This window comes from Staphylococcus sp. 11-B-312 (assembly GCF_016743055.1).
In the GTDB taxonomy this organism is placed as follows: domain Bacteria; phylum Bacillota; class Bacilli; order Staphylococcales; family Staphylococcaceae; genus Staphylococcus; species Staphylococcus ureilyticus.
In genome coordinates, this window is record NZ_CP068241.1 from 2,206,326 (window position 1) to 2,226,403 (window position 20,078).

20 protein-coding genes are annotated in these 20,078 nt (G+C 32.3%); 5 read left to right on the forward strand and 15 right to left on the reverse strand.

The window, feature by feature from the left end:
- Nucleotides 1-2: 2 nt before the first annotated feature.
- The 4 genes from nagA to JG554_RS10670 form a co-directional block, all read right to left on the reverse strand.
- Nucleotides 3-1,163 carry an N-acetylglucosamine-6-phosphate deacetylase gene (gene nagA / locus JG554_RS10655; protein WP_070657636.1) on the reverse strand — a complete coding sequence of 387 codons (1,161 nt, stop codon included), beginning with the start codon at nt 1,161-1,163 and terminating at the stop codon, nt 3-5.
- Between the two features lie 170 nt (nt 1,164-1,333).
- Nucleotides 1,334-3,271, reverse strand: a complete 1,938-nt coding sequence (locus JG554_RS10660) for a PTS fructose transporter subunit IIABC (protein ID WP_073343251.1) — start codon at nt 3,269-3,271, stop codon at nt 1,334-1,336.
- A gap of 1 nt (nt 3,272) precedes the next feature.
- A complete protein-coding gene (gene pfkB / locus JG554_RS10665; protein WP_046207378.1) occupies nt 3,273-4,196 on the reverse strand; it encodes a 1-phosphofructokinase in 924 nt (307 codons plus the stop codon).
- Nucleotides 4,193-4,951 (reverse strand): DeoR/GlpR family DNA-binding transcription regulator, encoded by a 759-nt coding sequence (locus JG554_RS10670; protein WP_046207377.1) that lies wholly within the window; start codon nt 4,949-4,951, stop codon nt 4,193-4,195. Before JG554_RS10670 ends, pfkB begins: the two co-directional genes overlap by 4 nt.
- A gap of 964 nt (nt 4,952-5,915) precedes the next feature.
- On the opposite strand from JG554_RS10670, the gene dfrG reads away from it, so the two are divergent.
- Complete coding sequence (gene dfrG / locus JG554_RS10675; RefSeq protein ID WP_000868795.1) at nt 5,916-6,413, forward strand: trimethoprim-resistant dihydrofolate reductase DfrG; 498 nt, start codon at nt 5,916-5,918, stop codon at nt 6,411-6,413.
- A 71-nt stretch (nt 6,414-6,484) separates the two neighbouring features.
- Here dfrG and JG554_RS10680 read toward each other — a convergent pair whose 3' ends face one another.
- The 6 genes from JG554_RS10680 to norA all read right to left on the reverse strand — a co-directional run bounded on the left by JG554_RS10680 (nt 6,485) and on the right by norA (nt 12,962).
- The gene (locus tag JG554_RS10680; RefSeq protein WP_000163792.1) at nt 6,485-8,437 is read right to left on the reverse strand and encodes a hypothetical protein; all 1,953 of its coding nucleotides are present in this window, start codon (nt 8,435-8,437) and stop codon (nt 6,485-6,487) included.
- A gap of 6 nt (nt 8,438-8,443) precedes the next feature.
- A complete protein-coding gene (locus tag JG554_RS10685) occupies nt 8,444-8,680 on the reverse strand; it encodes a hypothetical protein (protein ID WP_001159903.1) in 237 nt (78 codons plus the stop codon).
- Between the two features lie 351 nt (nt 8,681-9,031).
- Entirely contained in the window at nt 9,032-9,511 is a 480-nt protein-coding gene (gene ybaK / locus JG554_RS10690) for a Cys-tRNA(Pro) deacylase (protein ID WP_107360216.1), read from the reverse strand.
- Between the two features lie 75 nt (nt 9,512-9,586).
- Nucleotides 9,587-10,459, reverse strand: coding sequence for a UTP--glucose-1-phosphate uridylyltransferase GalU (galU, locus tag JG554_RS10695; protein WP_064209537.1), 873 nt, complete (start codon nt 10,457-10,459; stop codon nt 9,587-9,589).
- A gap of 164 nt (nt 10,460-10,623) precedes the next feature.
- The gene (locus JG554_RS10700; protein ID WP_238394764.1) at nt 10,624-11,286 is read right to left on the reverse strand and encodes a hypothetical protein; all 663 of its coding nucleotides are present in this window, start codon (nt 11,284-11,286) and stop codon (nt 10,624-10,626) included.
- A 515-nt stretch (nt 11,287-11,801) separates the two neighbouring features.
- Nucleotides 11,802-12,962: a multidrug efflux MFS transporter NorA gene (gene norA / locus JG554_RS10705; RefSeq protein ID WP_046207372.1), complete on the reverse strand. Its 1,161-nt coding sequence runs from the start codon at nt 12,960-12,962 to the stop codon at nt 11,802-11,804.
- A 205-nt stretch (nt 12,963-13,167) separates the two neighbouring features.
- Here norA and JG554_RS10710 point away from each other — a divergent pair, with 205 nt between their 5' ends.
- The 3 genes from JG554_RS10710 (at nt 13,168) to JG554_RS13240 (ending at nt 15,260) form a co-directional block, all read left to right on the forward strand.
- On the forward strand, nt 13,168-13,587 hold the full coding sequence (locus tag JG554_RS10710) for a PPC domain-containing DNA-binding protein (protein ID WP_107360218.1): 420 nt from the start codon (nt 13,168-13,170) through the stop codon (nt 13,585-13,587).
- A gap of 735 nt (nt 13,588-14,322) precedes the next feature.
- The gene (locus JG554_RS10715) at nt 14,323-14,988 is read left to right on the forward strand and encodes a DUF1361 domain-containing protein (protein WP_081254279.1); all 666 of its coding nucleotides are present in this window, start codon (nt 14,323-14,325) and stop codon (nt 14,986-14,988) included.
- Complete coding sequence (locus JG554_RS13240) at nt 14,985-15,260, forward strand: hypothetical protein (RefSeq protein ID WP_070657624.1); 276 nt, start codon at nt 14,985-14,987, stop codon at nt 15,258-15,260. The genes JG554_RS10715 and JG554_RS13240 overlap by 4 nt, the downstream gene beginning before the upstream one ends.
- Before the next feature lie 76 nt (nt 15,261-15,336).
- On the opposite strand, the gene mdh is transcribed toward JG554_RS13240, so the two are convergent.
- The 5 genes from mdh to JG554_RS10740 form a co-directional block, all read right to left on the reverse strand.
- Nucleotides 15,337-16,275, reverse strand: coding sequence for a malate dehydrogenase (gene mdh, locus JG554_RS10720; protein WP_107360219.1), 939 nt, complete (start codon nt 16,273-16,275; stop codon nt 15,337-15,339).
- A 239-nt stretch (nt 16,276-16,514) separates the two neighbouring features.
- Entirely contained in the window at nt 16,515-17,132 is a 618-nt protein-coding gene (locus JG554_RS10725) for a DedA family protein (protein WP_107360220.1), read from the reverse strand.
- A gap of 43 nt (nt 17,133-17,175) precedes the next feature.
- On the reverse strand, nt 17,176-17,475 hold the full coding sequence (locus JG554_RS10730) for a hypothetical protein (protein WP_064209544.1): 300 nt from the start codon (nt 17,473-17,475) through the stop codon (nt 17,176-17,178).
- A 25-nt stretch (nt 17,476-17,500) separates the two neighbouring features.
- On the reverse strand, nt 17,501-18,409 hold the full coding sequence (locus JG554_RS10735; protein ID WP_046207366.1) for an aldo/keto reductase: 909 nt from the start codon (nt 18,407-18,409) through the stop codon (nt 17,501-17,503).
- A 37-nt stretch (nt 18,410-18,446) separates the two neighbouring features.
- Entirely contained in the window at nt 18,447-19,373 is a 927-nt protein-coding gene (locus tag JG554_RS10740) for a CobW family GTP-binding protein (RefSeq protein WP_070657618.1), read from the reverse strand.
- A 226-nt stretch (nt 19,374-19,599) separates the two neighbouring features.
- On the opposite strand from JG554_RS10740, the gene JG554_RS10745 reads away from it, so the two are divergent.
- Nucleotides 19,600-20,043, forward strand: a complete 444-nt coding sequence (locus tag JG554_RS10745; protein ID WP_046207364.1) for a global transcriptional regulator MgrA — start codon at nt 19,600-19,602, stop codon at nt 20,041-20,043.
- Nucleotides 20,044-20,078: the final 35 nt, after the last annotated feature.

A 20,078-nucleotide genomic window follows, 5' to 3' on the forward strand; every position in this document is an offset into this window, starting at 1 on the left:
GCTTATTTTATAAAATGATGGATTTCACCATTTTTAATTGTTGTCTGAACTTCAATATCATCGTTTACAATGACAATATCAGCATCTTTACCTGTTTTTAGACTACCTTTTTTATCGTCAATGTTCAAAGCAATGGCCTGATTTAAGCTCGTAACACGCCATAGATTATCTAGTGTATCACCTGTAAATTTAATAAGATTATTCAAACCAGTATTCATTTTTAAAATACTTCCCGCTAATGCTCCTGAAGCTAAACGTGCTTCTGAGCCTCTCACGATGACATTTTGACCTCCTAAATCATATTCTCCATCCGGCATTCCTTTTGCTCTCATAGCATCTGTAATTAAATAGAAATGTTCATTGCCTTTTTGCTTATATGCAATATTTACAGCAGCTGGATGTGAATGAATCCCATCGACGATAACTTCAGTGTTTAATTTTTCATTAATCCACGCAGCACCGAATAGCCCTGGTTCTCTATGTTCAAACGGGGTACCTGCATTATATAAATGCGTAACATGTTTGGCACCGTTTTCCACCGCTTCATTGCTCTCATCAAATGTCGCAACAGTATGTCCAATTGAAAATATAATTTGATCTTTAAAAGTTGCCAACGTTTCTTTAGCACCATCGACTTCAGGTGCAAATGTGACGACTTTGATGTGATTATTCGCTATATTTTGGAAGTATTTTAATTTTTCTACTGAAGGTCGTTGGACATAACCAGGATTTTGTGCCCCTACCTTATGCTCAGAAATAAACGGACCTTCTAAATGGATACCCACAATTTCAGCTGTATTTTTCGTATCTTGTTGTGTTTGATATGTAGCAATATTTTTAAGTGCCTTTGTTATATTTTCATCTGATTGTGTCATTGTAGTTGCTAAATAACTCGTTGTGCCTTCAGATAGCAATGATTCTGATAAATGTTTTAAGCCCGTCATCGATGCATCCATCGCATCTTCCCCATAGCCACCATGCATATGAATATCAATAAAACCAGGTAGAATATGATGCCCTTGTGCATCGATCGTTTGTAAATCACCTTCATACTTCCCAACACCTAAACCAGCAATTTTACCAGATTTAATGATGATATAACCGCAATCAATGGTTTCAGTTTCAGTATATATTCGTCCATTTTCAATTACATATTCAACCATTTATATTACCTTCTTTTCAATTATTTTAGGTTAAAATTTTCTTAAATCACTTATATTTTATTTTACCAAATTCAACGCTTATATTATATTCAAAAGCAAATAATTAAAAAAACCAGAAGTTTCACTCAATCATGAGTTTCTTCTGGTTTTCATTATGAACCTTTACAATTTTAATCATTCATCGCTTCTGAACTTTGTATCTCATCTTTAGTTAATTTTGGTTTTAACATACCATAAATAACTGCTGCTATGATAGCTCCGATAATGATTGCTATCAATGATTGTAATACGTGACTAAAGTCTGTTCCTAATATAACAATAATACCACCATGTGGTGCTTGAATGGATGACCCTAAGCCTAATGCAATTGCACCTGCTACACCTGAACCCACCATCATAGACGGGATTACACGAATAGGGTCAGCTGCGGCAAAAGGAATTGCGCCTTCAGTAATGAAGGATAGCCCCATCACGTAGTTTGGAACAATAGAACCTTTTTGTTCTTTTGTGAATTTTTTACGGAACAGTAACATTGCTGTGGCAATAGCAATCGGTGGCACCATACCGCCAATCATCGCTGCTGTAATTGGTGCTGCATTACCTTCTGTCAATGCAGCTACAGCGAATACGTAAGCTGCTTTATTAAATGGACCTCCCATATCAATCGCCATCATCGCACCAATAACAAGACCCAATAGCATAATGTTAGTACCTGATAAACTTTGTAATCCATTCAGCAATAAATTATTTAACCAAGATGCTGGAGGATTTAAAACATAAATCATCAGTAAACCTGTTATAGAAACAGAGAATACCGGGAAAATTAAAGTTGGTTTTAAACCTTCTAGAGATTGTGGCATACCATTTGTTAATTTTTTGATGCCTAATGTTAAATAACCTGCTAAGAAACCTGCAAGAATGCCGCCGATAAAGCCAGAATCACCTGTACTAGCTAACAAACCACCAACCAAACCAGCAGCAAAACCTGGTTTGTCTGCAATACTGCGTGCAATATAACCAGCAAGTATAGGTATAATTAGCATAAAGGCGCTCTTGTTACCTATATTCCACAATTGTTCTGCGAACGCATTGTAATCTGAACTTTTTGGATCAAATGAGTTTGCACCAAACAAGAACACAATAGCCATTAAAATACCACCAGCTATAACAAGTGGTAGCATATTAGAAACACCGTTCATCAAATGTTTATAAATTGTCTTACCGACACCTTGCTTTTCATTACTTTCTGATTGTGCCTTACTTGAATCAGCACTCGCTACAAACGGTTTACGAGAAGTATCTTGAGCCATATTTATTAATTCTTCTGGGCGTTTAATTCCGTCAGCTACTGGTACTTCAACAACATTCTTACCATTAAAACGCGCTGTTTCAACATGCACATCTGCCGCTACAATAACGCCAGTTGCACGTTCGATATCTTCATTTGTGAGATGATTCTTTATACCGCCAGATCCATTTGTTTCTACTTTTATTTTAACGCCCATTTTTTCAGCTTGCTTTTTCAAAGCATCGCGAGCCATATAAGTATGTGCTATGCCCGTTGGACAAGCAGTAACCGCTAATATATAGGGTTCATTTGTGTCAGCTGAAGAGACAGAACTTTCGGTTTCTTCTTCTACTTCTTCTGTAGCTTCATCATCAGCTTTATCAATGATTTGTAACACTTCTTGTGGAGACGTTGCATTTAGTAAATCTTCTCGCACTTTATCATCCATTAAAATACCTGATAGTTTTGCTAATGCATCTAAATGTGTTTGTGCGCCACCTTCTGGAGCAGCAATCATAAAGAACAGATGTGCCGGTTGCATATCTAAACTTTGATAATCCACACCCGCTTTAGATTTACCAAAGGCGATAGCAGGCGTATCTACCGCAGCTACTTTAGCATGTGGTATCGCAATACCTTCTCCAATACCTGTGGTACTTTGCGCTTCACGATTATAAATAGCTTCTTTAAAAACTGATACATCGTTTAATTTGTTTGCTTTATCTAGTTGATTCACTAATTCATCTATGACACCATTCTTATCAGTTGATGAAAGATCCATAGCTATTGTCTCTTGAGTTAATAACTCTGTAATTCTCATCTCATTCACTCCCTTTTAGCGTCGTAATTGTCACATGTTCTTTAATATCTTCAATAGCTTTGTATGAGGCTAAATCATCGTTAAAAGCAGTCGCTGTCCCCGCAGAAACCGCTTGTTTAAACGCGTTTTCAATCGTCAATCCTGTTTCAAGACCAGCTATCATGCCTGCAACAGTGCTATCACCGGAACCAACTGTATTGACAACTTGACCGTGAGGTACTGACGCTTTCAAACTATGTTTATGATCAACGTAAATTGCGCCCTCACCACCAAGTGACACAATCACAGATGATGCTCCTTGTTTCATAATTTCTTGTGCGTAATAGATAACGTCTTCGTCAGAATTGATTGATGTATCAAACATCACTTCTAATTCATGTTTGTTCGGTTTAATAAATAGTGGGTTGTATTTTAATACGGATTCCACTAAATCTTTTTCAGCATCTACGACTAATCGAGCACCTGTTTGTTTTATGATTTTTGCAATTTGTTCATAAGCATCTTTAGGGACGCTTTTCGGTATACTTCCTGCCACAACTACTATATCTTTTTTTGAAGTTTGTTTAAGTTGTCTGAGTAGATTTTCAAATTGTGTTTGAGAAATATTTGGACCTGGTGCATTTATTTCTGTTTCATCACCAGTTTTCAGTTTTACATTAATCCGCGTATCTTCATCTATCTCTATAAAATCAGTTTGAATACCTGCTTTTTTTAAAGTGTCATCTATAAATTGACCTGGAAATCCACCTGCAAATCCTAAGGCTGTTGAAGGGACATTCAATGTTTTCAATACCCTTGAAACATTGATACCCTTACCTCCAGCAAATTTAAAAGTTTCTGTCGCTCTGTTTAATCCATTTAATTCAAAATCATCAGCAAACATGATGTAATCAATAGAGGGATTAAAAGTTACCGTATAAATCATCGTGTACCTCCAATAAATGTATAATGTTCAGTATATTGCTTAAATATGTCACTCTCTTTTACTTTTTTAGAAGTAACAATGCTAACTTGTGTTTCGACAGGCACATGTGCAAAATACACCTTGTCGTATTTATCATGATCAGCTAAAACATACGCTTTCGAACCTAAATATATCGCGTGTTTTTTAATAATTGCTTCTTGCTCGTCTGGTGTAGTTAAACCATATTTTAAATCAATACCGTTCATACCAAGGAATACTTTATCAAAACGATAGCTTTTCAACGTTTCAAGTGCGCTAGCACCTACTGTCGCATATGTTGTCGATTTAATTTCTCCACCTAAAATAAATGTACGTATACCATGTTTAATTAACTCTTCGACATGCGTCAAACCACTTGTTACTACAATGATATTTTGTGCATCAATATAAGGAATCATCTCAAGTGTAGTTGAACCAGCATCTATAAAAATACATTCATTGTCTTCTATTTCTAGTGCTGCTAATCGAGCAATTTCTTGTTTTTCCTTTAAATTTGTACCGCGTTTATCTGCCAAATTAGGTTCTAAAATAGATGATTCATTAAGCATTGCCCCACCGTGTACTCTTTTCAACTTCCCAATTTTTTGTAATTTGGATAAATCTCGGCGAATTGTAGAAGCACTACATCCAGTTCGATCTATTAATTCTTGCAAGGTTAAAAAATCTTTTTTTGACAATTCAGTCAATATGAGCTCCTGGCGCTTTTCTGTAATCATCCCTTCACCTCATTTCATTTTCATTATAATGGTTGCGCTTTCTTTTTTCAATCATTTATTGTCAAAAACAATCAAAAACAATCATATAAAGCTAATAAAATTTGATGATTGACCCTTTTATAAATAATTATGCTCCATAACTATGTATTAATAACCATTTTGAGTATCTTGATAATACATCTCATTACGTTATAATGCACAATGTATAACACAATCTTTTTTATTCCACATATTTCTTACGAGGAGTGCCGTGAAGTTATGCAAAAATCATCTATTGTAAAATGGGAAAGACGAATCAGAATTAGTACCGCAATTATCTTTGCTATTTTAATGATGCTCAATATATACATAAGTGAAAAATTCAAAACTGATTTTGTGTTTTTTCAAACTTTGATAATATATATTTTGTTGTTTTTTCAAATGGCGTTTAACCTGTTACAATTTATTAGTCAAACATCCGACAAATATATACGAATGACCATGATTTTACTCTATACATATGCATATATTAGTAACTTTATCGTACTACTTATATTACTTTTACTCCCAATAGAATCTATGTTTGTTCTAACGATGGCTCTCACATTTTTTACATTGAGCCTTACGTTTTTAATGATTGTAGAACGTCAATTTAAAAAACGCATAAAAAAAAGAGTGCAAAATTCGAATAAAGATTCAAATCATTAATACTAAGTAGTTCAGTTTTGGAGTACAAAATGACAAAATGTACTTCAAAATGGACTACTTTTTTCATTTTAACTTACATACCAAATTACATACAAAATGATTTATAAAATGCAATTGAAAATGATAATTGAATGAAAATTTGTGATTTTGTGGTATTATGATAATATAACTTATAGAAAAAATTGCTTATTCAACTAACGGGCAGGATAATGAGAAAAGGTTTTTTGATAGAAATAAGAAATTAGATGGTAAATTAGTTAAAAAGGCTGTGTTATAAATGAAAGTTTCTTTGATTGCTGCGATGGATAAGAATAGAGTGATTGGCAAAGAGAATGACATTCCTTGGAGGATTCCCAAGGACTGGGAATATGTTAAAAATACTACAAAGGGACATCCGATAATATTAGGTAGGAAGAACCTTGAATCAATCGGAAGAGCCTTACCTGACAGAAGAAATATTATTCTGACGAGAGATAAGGGGTTTACCTTTAATGGTTGTGAAATTGTTCATTCAATAGAAGATGTTTTTGAGTTATGTAAAAACGAAGAAGAAATTTTTATTTTCGGAGGAGAACAGATTTATAATTTGTTTTTCCCTTATGTTGAGAAAATGTACATCACAAAAATACATCATGAATTCGAAGGAGATACTTTTTTTCCAGAAGTGAATTATGAGGAATGGAATGAGGTATTTGCCCAAAAAGGGATAAAGAATGATAAAAATCCGTATAACTACTATTTTCATGTATATGAAAGAAAAAACTTATTGAGTTAACGGGTGCGTTAATTGAAGAAGAACAGTAAAGATAAAGCACAAGAGCTTGGGATTACTCCAAGCTCTTTTTGTCATTTGAAATAAATTATATCTTTCCAATCAAATTGTTTATCTGTAATCCCTAATCTTTGAGCAGGTGTCAAAACCTTTTTATCCGCTGATTTAAAAGGGCGACAAAAGTTGTAGTAAGTTCTTAGAATTGTAATCGCAAATTGAGCATACTTCGGATTGAAGTTAGCGTAAATATAGCTCTTCTTATCACCACGAGCTGTTGTTAATGGTCTTTCAAGAGATGATATATAACGTCTTATCTGTTGAATAAAGCTATTGGTCGAATGGTCATTAACATTTAATAGCATCTTTGCGATTTCGTTTGGTTCCAGAGCAGATAAATCCGTTCTACAATCAACTGAATAAAATCCTTTATCCTTAGTGGCTAATGGATGTTTGATAGGGTTATCGGCATATTTGCGATATCTTTCTCCATCTTTACTAATAGCCTCTTCGTGGAATTGATGACTTGTTAGTAATTCAGTTAGATAATGAGATGCCAAAGTCCGTAGAAACTTTGTTTTGAATCCTCTGATATCTCCCCAATCGAGCAGTTCTGCTTTTGCTTGTCCGAATTCTTTTAAGCATTGTTTTCTGCTTTTCGTCTTGTTAACTTGGCAAATAAAATGATGTGCATCGCTCAACCTTAATTCTTTCGTGAATACTCTATAAAAGGCGTTTCTAATAGAGAAGTCATCATCACTAATCATTCGCCATTCGTCGGCATTAACCATTTGTTTAATTAACCAATAGTGAGCAGTTGTAGTATAAGGAGCATCAACATTTAAACCATCGACAAATCTACTCCTATTAGTAATTTTCCCTAATTCGTGAAGATAAGCATTCCTATTTTCGCTATCGTTAGCGGATGGTTCTTGTGGATAATAAGACCAATCTAACCTATCATTTTTACGACTAAAAGTATTGAGATGGTCTTCTTTGAATTTTCTTGTATCTTCATTTAATTCATCCATTGAAATATTCCAATCATAGGCAACATCAGAACGGAACACATATCTTGATAAGACCTCAGCAGATACAACTATATACGTTTGCATATTAAGGTCTTCAAACCCCGTATATTTCTTTGAACCTTGTCCTTTCTTACGGACGTTATTTAGGTAGTAGTGCATCTTGTCCGTATTAAGCCACATCTCGTTAAATTTCTTTGTTTGAAGGGGTTGTGTCTCATATCGTTCTAAAAACTCCAAACAACGCCTATACAGCCACTCCAGCTTATGATAGTAGGTTCCAACTCCAATTCCTAAAATATCACAAGTACGACTGACTGAAACCCTTCCAACAACCATCTTAGCGAACATTGGAAGAATGGTGTTCTTTTGTTGGTGATAAGTAGTGGTTTCTTCTCTTTTTGGTAGAACATTAGTGAACTTCTTACACGCCTTACATTGATAGCGTTGAGATTTGCCCCTACTTTTCCCCCTTTTGTAAAATTGCTTCGGCTCATTGAATGGGGTTGATTCTTCTTCCGAGCAGCCTTCTTTATGAAATTGATAATCTGGCTCAACATCTTGGATGCTATTGATTTCTATAAGGCGTTTAATTTCTTCAACAACAGACCAATTAGATAAAGGGGTTACTGTACAGTTTTGCGATACACCTCTGCCAATAGGATTGTCATTGCAGTACATACCTTTATGACCTTTATCTTTGGAACTACCAGTCATTTTATATCGACTTGGTTTCCCTTTTACATCTTTGAATTTGTGCTGTTCTTTCCCAAAATTACAACAAAACGGATTGATGCAGTAATTATATTGAATGGGATATTCAGAACCGTTCCATTTAAAAGACGTTGGCAAGAACAACATTTTGTTATACCTTGTTGCAAATCGTTTTGGAGTTAATAAATCATATTGTTTAGCCCTATCTTTTAATTCTTCGTTTGAAATCGGAATTTTAACATCTACAATTTCATCTTCCTTCGTGGCTAATCTTTTAAGCTTGGTCATTGTCTATCAACCCACTCTATCTTTGATACCCATTTTTTCAACAATCCGCTTATTACTTCGCTTGTTGGCAATCCATTCAATAAACTTCTTATCGTCTAAAATGTTCAATAAGAATTCATCCACTGCTTCGCTTTCAGTACGCTCTGCATATTCAGCGTATTGCTTAACTATCACCCTTACTTGCTCTGATATTTCCCAATCCACAGACTTAGCGTTCTTATTTTTTGGCTCAAGAAATTGCATAGGAAAATGCACCCCTTTTTGCTTAGTAAATTGTAACCATTTTAACACACCAATTTGCATTCCTACAATAATTATTTCACGTTCGCATTTTTATATACATTTTAACTTACATTTTGTGGTGTAAATTAACAACAAACGTTGATTTAACAATAAAAAACGAGTATCAAATTCAGTTGCAATTTGATACTCATTTAGGTTTACATTTTCACTTTTTGTACTCCAAAACTGAACTACTTACATTAATACACTCAATTTTATAAAATTACAAAAAATATTTAATTACTTATTGCCTGCTAAATAATCACGAAATGGAATCATGCCTATTTCGTGATTTTATTTATTTTTGCGTTGTTAATGATGAGTGACGTGCATCACTTTTGCATTGGTGACTTCAACCAAATCATCTACTGCCATTTCAATCTGTATCCCGCGCGCTCCGCCACTAATATAAAGTGAATCTATACTTGTTGCTTGCTCATCAACAACGGTTTCAAATTGCTTTTTCATGCCAATCGGTGAACAACCACCTCTTATATAGCCTGTTACTTTTTTAAGATCATCTAAAGGCATTAATTGCAGTTTCTTTTCATTTACCGCATGTGCCGCCGCTTTCATATCTAATGTGTTACTTACCGGAATAATAAACACAAAATGATGATGATCACTATTTTCTAAAACAAGTGTTTTATAAACATACTTATCCTCTATGCCTACTTTATTTGCTACTTCAGTACCATCTATATGTTCATCTGAAATTTCATAAATATTGACACTATAGTTTATCTTTTGACGATCTAACATTCGCATAGCATTCGTTTTCTTTTGCTTCATTTCGATACCTCATATGATTAAAATGTTTCATGTATATCAAAATATTTTCTATCTATAAAATAACTTGATCACAAATCATTCATCCAGATTAAGTTGCTTAATAAATTGCGTTAACGCCACTTTCATTTCTTGGTCTTTTAAAGCGAATTCGATTGTAGTTTTAACGAAACCTAATTTTTCACCAACATCATAACGCTCACCTTCAAAATCATAGGCATAGACTTGGCTTTCCTTATTCATTCTTTCAATAGCGTCTGTCAGTTGAATCTCCCCACCAGCACCTTTACCTTGATTTGCTAAATATTCAAAAATATCAGGTGTTAACACATAACGCCCCATAATTGCTAGATTTGAAGGTGCAGTTCCTTGTTTTGGTTTTTCTACAAATTGATTCACTTCATATTGACGTCCGCTTTTACTTAATGGGTCAATAATACCGTAACGATGCGTATCGTTTTCATCCACTTCTTGAACACCGATTACGGATTTACCAGTTTCTTCATATGTATTCATCAATTGTTTGATGGCTGGCTGTGTAGATTCAACAATATCATCACCTAATAATACGGCAAAAGGTTCATCCCCAATAAATTGACGCGCTGAATAAATCGCATGTCCTAAGCCTTTCTGTTCTTTTTGTCTTACATAAAAAATATTAGCAAGTTCGGTAGAGTAATTCACTTTTTCTAATAAATCAGTTTTTCCTTTTTCTTCTAAAATCATTTCTAATTCTTTTTGATTATCAAAATGATCTTCAATTGCTCGTTTATGTTTACCAGTCACAATTATAATGTCTTCAATACCAGCACGAGCCGCTTCCTCAACAATGTATTGAATCGTTGGTTTATCTAAAATTGGTAGCATTTCTTTTGGCATAGCTTTTGTTGCCGGAAGAAATCTTGTACCTAATCCTGCTGCAGGTATAATTGCTTTTTTTATTTTTTTCAAAACATTCATCCTTTTCAATTTTTAATAATTTAATATTCATCAAAATATAAATCAGTTTAGTCTTAATATAAGAATAACATCGATACATTTAACTTTATACTTTTTTATGATACTAAAAAACATTCAACTTCAATAGTATCTAAAAGTTGAATGTTTTTATTTCCCTATTTTAATGCAGGTTGACGTATGACATCACCCAATTTATTCACAATAACTTTATATTCTTTGTTTGCAGCCGCATCATAAAATGTATAAGACATACCTTGCTTTGAAGCTTGAACTTTTTTCAAGGTAGCATTATTTCCTAGTGCATCTTTTGCATATTTTTGAGCAATTACTTCTGATTCATGAGGCGATATTCTCGGTTTGTCTTGGTCTTGATGTTTTTGAACTTGATAAGCATCATCAAATATTCTTGCCTCATTATTTTGATCTACAGTGACTCTATAATATGTTTTGGGATGTTGCTTATTTTCGAAAGTAAAAATATAGTAATAAGTTCCCTCACATGTACTATCAATACCATAGTCATTATATTCATTTTCAGAATGGTTATCATTGTCTACCATTTTTTTCGCTTTATTTAGCGCTTCTGAAAATTGAGGCAAATTGATTTCTCCAGCCTCTTTATCATTCAAATCATGCGTTGCTAATTTTGCTATCGGCTCATGGTTTTTTGCATTATATGGCTTTTCTTTTTGCGCGTCATGCTTTTTATCGTTCGGCACGTTTGATTCGAAGTCTGTTTTTTCCGCGCTTGCTTTGGATTGAACAGTATTATTAGTATCGGAATAACTCGATATCGTTTCATGTACTTTGGCTAGCACTTGTTGATTAGTAACTAATACTAATAAAAATATGAAGCAGCATGTTAATAGAAAAGCCAATATTGATAATAGTAAATTCTTCAACTTTATCCCCTTAATCATCTCTCTTTAATAATCACAACAACATATTATCACAAATATTTAACAAAAAACTTATATAGACTACAATTTAAAACAATTGTAATTTCTGTAACATGAATATTACGTATGCAACTTAATTTAATATTCGTGTCATATTTGAAATTATAAATGAATAAATACAGCCCCTTTTAAACCAATTAGGAGTATTAACATAACAAATCAACATATTTCTAAAGTTTGAATTGCTTTATTTTTCAAATTAAAAAGGAGTAAGATATGAAATTAAATTGGTAACTCCAATCTCATATCTTACTCCTTTAATATTAGTTTATTTGTGAGAAATCTAAATTATCTTTTATAGAATAGTGACTTATTTTCCCATGTCATATATAGCATTTCGTTTTAAGCATCGTAACTTGTCTGCGTTATTAATTTTATGATTTTTTTAGACGATTTCGAATTGATTTCTCAATAAATATTACTATCATACCAATAAACATTACTAATATTGCCATATAAAGTGGGAATTCAAAGTTAATATCGTATAATGTACCAGCTACTAATGGTCCTATAAAATTCCCCATGCTTGTGAAGGTCGAGTTTAATCCACCAGCAAATCCTTGGCGATTTCCAGCAATATTAGAAAAATAATTCGTAATTGCTGGTCGAATCATATCAAATCCAATAAATACTATAAAACTAATAATCATAATTGACCAGTAATTATGCATAAATGTCAACGCAAGTAATATAATTGCTGAATAAAGTAATGCATAAGTAATGAAAGTAAGTTCTTCAAAGTATTTCATAAACTTATCAAAGAAAAACACTTGGAATATCGCACCAAAAATGCCTCCACCAGTAATTGCAAAGGAGATATCTATAGGTGAATAGTGTGCTTTATCAGCTGTATATAAAGGGAATAATGTTTCGAACGCCGACAAACCAAATGCGAGTACAAGTGTTAAAATAACTGGAGTGAGAAACACTTTCCAATTTATTTTAGACAATAATTCAGGTTGATAATGTGTAAAACCATCTTGCGTTTCGTTTTTTGGATTTTTAATTAAAGTGATAGATAATATAAGTGCTATCACACCACTAGTACCAGCCACATAAAACGGTAATCTATGTGAAACTTCTGCTAGTAATCCACCTAAACCAGGCCCTAAAATGAAACCTGAATTAATGATTGCAGACATATAACCAAAATTCTTCGCTTTATCTCTTCCGATAGAAATATCAGCAATCATCCCTGTAACACCAGGCATAACCATTCCAGCACTAAACCCACCTAATATTCTAGAAACGATTAGTAGAGAAAACGTGTGGCTTGCGGCAAATAAAAATTCTGAAATCGCAAAAAGTGCAAGCCCAATACAAATAATTAATTTTTTACCTAATTTATCTGCAAGCGTACCACCAAATGGTGAAATAATCATTTGTGCGAGTGCAAAGACCGCAACAAGAATTCCTAGGTCACTACCTTTTAAACCTAAATCTTTTAAGTATACGGGTAACACTGGTACAACCAAACCGATACCTAAAAAGACTAAAAAGATATTAAAATATAAAATATAAAATTGTTTATTCACGTTTCTCACTCCATTCTTATACACATTTTTTAATCATCTTGTTTTGAATCGTTAATTTAGAGGAATGCACAATATTAGAACATTCTATAACATTTTCCTATAGAAAAACAATAGAAAAACTTACATTTTCAAACACTATTATACATCTCATAAATAATTAATTGTATAATGATATTAACGTATTAATTTGAATGGAGGTTTTCAAATGGTATATCAAGTAGATGGCAATACTATCGTATTAGTTCTAGAGCAAGGTGAAGATATTGTTGAAGCTGTAACGGATATTGCTCGTGAGCAAAACGGTAAATTTGGAACGGTTAGTGGTATTGGAGCTTGTGACGACGTAGAATTAAATTTCTATAATTTAGAAACTAAAACCTATGAAAAAAAGGAAATTAAAGAACCTTTAGAATTAATTAGCCTGTTAGGTAATATTTCTCATATTGATGAAAAGCCGTTTGCACATTTACATGCAACTTTTGGTACTAACCAATATGAAACATTAAGCGGTCATTTAACAAAAGCAGTTGTATCTGCTACTGCAGAAATCGTCATTACAATGACAAACCTAGATATAAATCGTAAACACAATGCAGACATAGGCTTGAATTTATTAGACTTGTAAATTGTGGTGTCTATTTAACAATAATGAATCATTAGTCCATAAAAACATTTACTGTGTTTAACTTCAAAAAATACAATTTATATATAGGCTAGGAATTATTTGTATACATTTAAACTATCTTAATCAAAACACATGAACATTATTTGCTCTTGCTAAAGCATAAACGTTAATTTCTATTGAAATTATATAGAAATTAACGTTTTTTCTGTATATACATTCTTTTAATATTGCCAACTAGCACACTTCAATTATTTTTGTACTAACATTTATCGATTACCATTTTGAAACGTCTTGACGCTCTGAGTTTGAATTTGTGAGAAATTACAACTCCAAATCATACTAATAAGCTTTAAAAGTAAACAACCTCATTGCTCAAAAACGGAAAATTTAAAAATAATGTATATTAACTCAAATGCTTTATATTTACTTTGTTTTGAAAATAGCTATTTATGTATAACTTGTTTTTATTTTTAAAACGTTTTCAATAGGTTCGAATTATGTTTATAATTGAAATTTTCGTTTATAAATTGTATTATGAAAAATCACATTCGTAATTTTGTATTGCTGTTTCCTTGATATTGAGCTTTTTGAGGGGATTTTGATTTGCTATTTAAAAATTAAACTGCTTGTCATTAACTAAACTTAATCAATGAGAATATTAAAAATACATTTTCAAACAAAGTCGTATTTTTAACATTAGCTAAAACTGTACCCCCTAAAAATAATTATATGATCATGTGTGTTTATCACATATATAAATCTAAAAGGAAAGTAGGTGTAAGTATCGCCCCACGTTACATTGCTAGAACAATATTTTTAATTTTAATGATTATATCTATTTTCTTTAACCAATTTTATCAATTTATGACACTCAATCTATTTTTAGCATATATTCCATTTGAATTGTGCTTACTATTAAATTTATTTAAACCGAAATATAAATATGAATGGCCATTATTTATCGTTTTTGTACTTATATTTTTATGCATGGTACCCAATACACTATATATGGTTACTGATTTAATACATTTAAATCAATTTACTTTTAATTTTTATCAAGGGCTAATCATCGTTGAATGGATGTATTTTACTTTTTTAGTTGCCGGTGTCTTATTAGCCTTATATTTATTAATTTTAATGTTTGTAGAAATGGAAAATTTTACAACGCATCGTTGGTTAAATAGAATCATTGTATTAATAATGATGTTTTTAAATGGCTTAGGTATTTATATCGGACGGTTCTTGCGTTTGCATTCTGTTTATATTATCAATGAACCACTTCGAATTTACAGAGAAGTCATCAATCATTTAGATTTTGATGCTTTCCTATTTGTCATATTACTGGTATTGCTTCAAGTTTTAATTTATACATTTGCGAAAGGAGTACAACATACAAAATGACTTTTAATATTTTAATTTTACTTATTGTACTCATCGTATTTCAGCTAATTATTGGACATTTACTCCATGACATAGGCTTTTCATACACAAAAAGCATTCTACTCATGTGTTTACCACTAGGTATCGGTTTATTTTATTTGCAATTATTCTATTACGAACGTAAATATCCTGATTGGCATGTTTCTATTAAAACAAAGTTAAGGTTAAAGTATATGTATATTTTAACTTTTCTTGAGTACGTTGCGGTGTATATTTGTATTTTCAGGATGTAATCACAAATTTAATTATATAACGAAACACCCACAGCAGACTTATTAGCCATGTTGTGGGTGTTTCTTTTTAAAAAAGTTATTTATTTTTTAGCGATTGTTTTACTTGTTGAACAGCATTTGCTGAAATTTGTAATTGTTTTAATTCTTCAACAGAAAGCTCGAGTTCTAAGATACGTTCTATACCATTTTCTCCTAATATTGTAGGGACACCTAAGCAAATATCAGAAAAACCATATTCATTCTCTAAATATGCTATAGAGGGTAATAAGCGTTGTTGATCTTTTAAAATTGCTTCCAACATCGTATACACTGCTGAAGCTGGCGCATAATAGGCAGAACCAGTACCTAATAATTCTACTATTTCAGCACCACCTTTTCGAGTACGTTCAATAATTTGGTTAATAGTAGTTTCATCTAATAATTTAGTCAATGGTACACCATTAACATTTGTAGCATTAACTAACGGAAGCATGGTATCTCCATGACCACCTAGTACTAATCCTTTAATATCTTTAATCGAAACGCCTAAAGCTTCCGCTATAAATGTTTGATATCTTGCAGTATCTAAAATACCCGACTGTCCAAGAACGCGTTCTTTAGAGAAACCTGATGCTTTTAAGACCGAATAGGTCATTGCATCAACCGGATTAGTGAGCACTATTATTTTACATTCAGGAGAATATTTAACAATTTCTTTGGTAACATCTTCCATTACTTGTTCATTTATTTTAACCAAATCATCTCTGCTCATTCCAGGCTTGCGTGGCACCCCAGCAGTAATCACAACAATATCCGAGTCTTTTGTATCAGCATAGTCTACTGAGCCTGAAACATTTACATCAAAGCCATAAATTGGACTACTTTGTAATATATCCAGTGCTTTACCTTTAACCTGTCCTTCATTTTTAGGTTGATCAATTAATACTACATCTGCTAATTCATGTTTAGCTATAATAAAAGCTAATGTAGATCCTGTATTGCCAGCACCTATAATAGAAACCTTTTGTTTTGTCATAATATCATCCCCTTATAATGATAGATAAGTGAATTGTCTTAGTATGCTTGAATTACATTTCTCAATTTATTGCGTTAGTGGGACTTATGCATGAATCTCAATCCTAGTCAACTTTGGCAAAGTGTGCACATACAATCAATTTGAATAAATTTAAGTACTATCTCACACCATAAGATGTTAATAAGTAAACCATTCTTTAGTAGCTACTAAAATATTGTTCGAATTCGCAAAGCTTATGCTTAATTTTGCTTATGCTTTCGTTGACGTTTCAACCACTTCCAAATAATAAAAATAACTAAAATAATAAGTACGATATAAATCATTTTAGAGTAAATATCCATATAGTGCACAATCACATGCCAATTGCTACCAACTGTTTGTCCTAAATAAATTAAAACGATATTCCAAATCAATGTACCAATTGTTGTAAATAATAAAAACAAAGGCATATTCATGCGTGTTAAACCAGCAGGAATTGAAATTAAACTTCTTAAAAGAGGTACAAATCTACAGAAAAATATCGTCCAATAACCGTATCGCTCGAACCAATGCAGTGTTTTATCTAAATCACATCTTTTTACTCGTATTATTTTTCCATAACGATCTACAATTTTATATAAATTTCTTTCTCCTATCCAAGCACCTATGCCATAAAGAGCAATCGCTCCAACAATAGATCCTACAGTTGATGTAAGTGTTACACCAATAAAACTCAAGTTTGAGTGTGTAGTCATAAAACCACCAAACGTTAAGATGATTTCAGAAGGTATAGGAGGGAAGATATTTTCTAAAAATATCAGAAAAGCAATTCCCCAGTAACCAAATTGTTCCATAAAATGAGTGATCCATTGCTCCATGTATGCCCTCCTACTACTTATTTAGATCAAGTAATATTGTACATTATAGTAAATTATTTGATTTAGCATATAAATACATCGTCATTCCAAATAGTGCTAATGACATTAAGGTTAAGATAATTGCTAAGACCATCACACGTTTATAATGCTTTATAAATGCCACAAACAATATCCCACCATTGTATAAAAAGAACAAACCAAACAATGCCATCATGACATTTATGTCAGGATATATTATGTTTAATAAAGCAATTACTATTGCAAAACCTAAAAAAGGAAAGTTAATAAAATTGCGTTGAAATCTAAACTGATCTCTATGATGTTGTTCATTCTGAATACTCATGCTCTACGCTCCTTCTAATTATAATCTAAGGAATATCATGACCTAAGGAAGCTGTATAAATATCAAACCATTCTTGGTCAGTTAACGTTATTGTCATACCTTGTAATGCTTCATCAATACGATTAATCTTTTGCGTGCCTAACACCGGCATAATTGACGCTGGATGTTTTTTTAACCAAGACATTATAATTGCAGTTGTCGTAACGTTATACTTTTGTGCCAATGGAGATATAATCGCTGTGATTCTTGCTGATTTTTCGTCTTCAAGATCAAACAGTTTCCCTCCAGCCAACGGACTCCATGACATAATTTTAACATCATCTTTGTACATATAGTTAATGGTTCCATCTTCAATCGCATCTAATGTATAAGGAGAAACTTCTAATTGATTTAAAGTAATATGTAATTTATCACAAACTAAGCATTTACTTAATAAATCATACTGAGATTTGTTAAAATTTGACACACCGAACGATTTGATTTTCCCTTCTTTAACTAAAGATTTAACAGCTTCAGTGATTTCGTGAGGATCCATCAACGGAGATGGTCTATGAATCAATAATGAATCTAACTGTTCTACTTGTAATTGTTTAAGCGAACGTTCCACAGTTTCTCTGATATGTTTTTTACTGTGATCGTATCGATGTCCATTTGCTGTCGCCAAATGCTCTGATGGCAATACAATGCCACATTTAGAAACGATTTCAAGATGCTCACGTAGATTAGGTGATAATTTAAGCGCTTCTCCAAAAATCCCTTCACAACTATAATCACCGTATATATCTGCATGATCCATTGTAGTAATTCCACGCTCGACTAATTCATTAATATAGTAATTTAATTGTTGTGGTGTCCAATCCCAATCTTTTGCTCTCCAAAACCCTTGTATTACATTTGAAAAGGATACATGTTGGTTAATTTTCACTCTTTCCATAATGAATCAAACCCCTTCTTCATTACATTAATTTAAATTAGGTAAATTGTAGCATATCTAATTGATTTCGTAGTTGATTTATATCTAATTGTTCACCAATCATAACAATCGTTAAGGGTACTTCTTTATCAATCGTTTGATAATCTGGTAATCCAAACGCATATTGAAATTCATAAATATCGTTGGGCATATCTTTAAATTTTACATATCCCTTTAATCTTAGAACATTATCTGGCAACCGTAAAATAAATTGATAAAATAATTGTCTATGAATAGGTCCAGAAAAATGATAATGTAGACGATTTATCCCATAATGATGTACATGGTTATTTATATTCATTTGGTTTCCATTTTCAACCAGAGCAATTTGATTCATATCCATATCTGCATATGTAGTAAAATATTTGGATGCTGTTGGATTAATTTTGCGGATTGCTTCATCAAGCTCATGTGTATGATTATCAATGAGATCCATTTTGTTCATCACTATGTCATGGCATACAGATAATTGTTCTTCCATCAATTGAATTGTATGGTTTGTATATTGAAAACGATTTAAGAAGCGAGGCCCATCCACCAAGCCTACTACTGTGGGTTGAGCGACTTGTTCAATAATTTCAGGATCCTGGCATGCTGCAATAATTTCAATTGGATGTGCTAAACCTGTCGCCTCAATTATTATATGGCGCATTGCACTTTTGCTTAGAAAATGTTTTAATTGTTTTATTAAATCTAGTTGCAAATCACAACATACGCAACCATTTAATATTGACGCAACCTCAATATCATCGCTAATAGCATAGCTATCTATATCTAAATTACCGTATTCGTTTACGATTACACTTGGGTTTTCATTGTTTTTTTGTAAATATTTTACATATTTACTAAGAAAAGTTGTTTTACCACTCCCTAAAAATCCTGTGATAATCGTAATTCGGGTTTTTTGATTGTTAATATTTTTCATATACTCACTCATTTCATAAATAAAAATGTTTGCGTAAAACTTTAATTATTCTTATAATTAACCTTTCACTTGATAAAATGTTGACTTTCTTCTAAACTTTATACATACTTTATTTTAGCATGGCACAGTGTGAAAGTATGCTTGAGGAAGTGTTACACAACAATAGACGGATTCAAATCCGATAACAGAAAGAACAAAACGGATAGAATGTCTGGAGGAGAACTTTATGTCTGAACCACTTAATTTAAAGGATCAATTATGTTTCAGTTTGTATAATGCTCAAAGACAAGTAAATCGCTACTACTCTAACAATGTCTTTAAAAAATACAAATTGACATATCCACAGTTTTTAGTTTTAACAATCTTATGGGCTGACTCACCTGTTAATGTGAAAAAAGTCGTAACTGAATTAGCACTTGATACAGGTACTGTATCTCCATTACTAAAAAGAATGGAGCAAGTTGATTTAATTAAACGTGAACGTTCTGAAGTAGATCAACGTGAAGTGTTTATCCACTTAACAGATAAAAGTGAAGCAATTCGACCTGAATTGGACACAGCATGTCAAGATGTGGCAGTTGCATCTTCACTTAGCGCAGAAGAAAACAAAGAACTAAATCGATTACTTTCAAAAGTAATTAATGCCTTTACAGAAGAAAAAGCAAAATAATGCTAAATTCTAAATATTAAGGTTAAACAATATGA

What these genes read in the sequence shown, in the direction of transcription:
- JG554_RS10660 (WP_073343251.1), bottom strand. Translation starts at nt 3,271, where the DNA reads ATGAGAATTACAGAGTTATTAACTCAAGAGACAATAGCTATGGATCTT.
- JG554_RS10670 (WP_046207377.1), bottom strand. Translation starts at nt 4,951, where the DNA reads ATGATTACAGAAAAGCGCCAGGAGCTCATATTGACTGAATTGTCAAAA.
- JG554_RS13240 (WP_070657624.1), top strand. Translation starts at nt 14,985, where the DNA reads ATGACTTTTAATATTTTAATTTTACTTATTGTACTCATCGTATTTCAG.
- JG554_RS10730 (WP_064209544.1), bottom strand. Translation starts at nt 17,475, where the DNA reads ATGAGTATTCAGAATGAACAACATCATAGAGATCAGTTTAGATTTCAA.
- JG554_RS10715 (WP_081254279.1), top strand. Translation starts at nt 14,323, where the DNA reads ATGTGTGTTTATCACATATATAAATCTAAAAGGAAAGTAGGTGTAAGT.
- nagA (WP_070657636.1), bottom strand. Translation starts at nt 1,163, where the DNA reads ATGGTTGAATATGTAATTGAAAATGGACGAATATATACTGAAACTGAA.
- JG554_RS10745 (WP_046207364.1), top strand. Translation starts at nt 19,600, where the DNA reads ATGTCTGAACCACTTAATTTAAAGGATCAATTATGTTTCAGTTTGTAT.
- JG554_RS10680 (WP_000163792.1), bottom strand. Translation starts at nt 8,437, where the DNA reads ATGACCAAGCTTAAAAGATTAGCCACGAAGGAAGATGAAATTGTAGAT.
- JG554_RS10685 (WP_001159903.1), bottom strand. Translation starts at nt 8,680, where the DNA reads ATGCAATTTCTTGAGCCAAAAAATAAGAACGCTAAGTCTGTGGATTGG.
- dfrG (WP_000868795.1), top strand. Translation starts at nt 5,916, where the DNA reads ATGAAAGTTTCTTTGATTGCTGCGATGGATAAGAATAGAGTGATTGGC.
- JG554_RS10735 (WP_046207366.1), bottom strand. Translation starts at nt 18,409, where the DNA reads ATGGAAAGAGTGAAAATTAACCAACATGTATCCTTTTCAAATGTAATA.
- JG554_RS10725 (WP_107360220.1), bottom strand. Translation starts at nt 17,132, where the DNA reads ATGGAGCAATGGATCACTCATTTTATGGAACAATTTGGTTACTGGGGA.
- mdh (WP_107360219.1), bottom strand. Translation starts at nt 16,275, where the DNA reads ATGACAAAACAAAAGGTTTCTATTATAGGTGCTGGCAATACAGGATCT.
- JG554_RS10710 (WP_107360218.1), top strand. Translation starts at nt 13,168, where the DNA reads ATGGTATATCAAGTAGATGGCAATACTATCGTATTAGTTCTAGAGCAA.
- ybaK (WP_107360216.1), bottom strand. Translation starts at nt 9,511, where the DNA reads ATGAAGCAAAAGAAAACGAATGCTATGCGAATGTTAGATCGTCAAAAG.
- pfkB (WP_046207378.1), bottom strand. Translation starts at nt 4,196, where the DNA reads ATGATTTATACGGTAACTTTTAATCCCTCTATTGATTACATCATGTTT.
- JG554_RS10740 (WP_070657618.1), bottom strand. Translation starts at nt 19,373, where the DNA reads ATGAAAAATATTAACAATCAAAAAACCCGAATTACGATTATCACAGGA.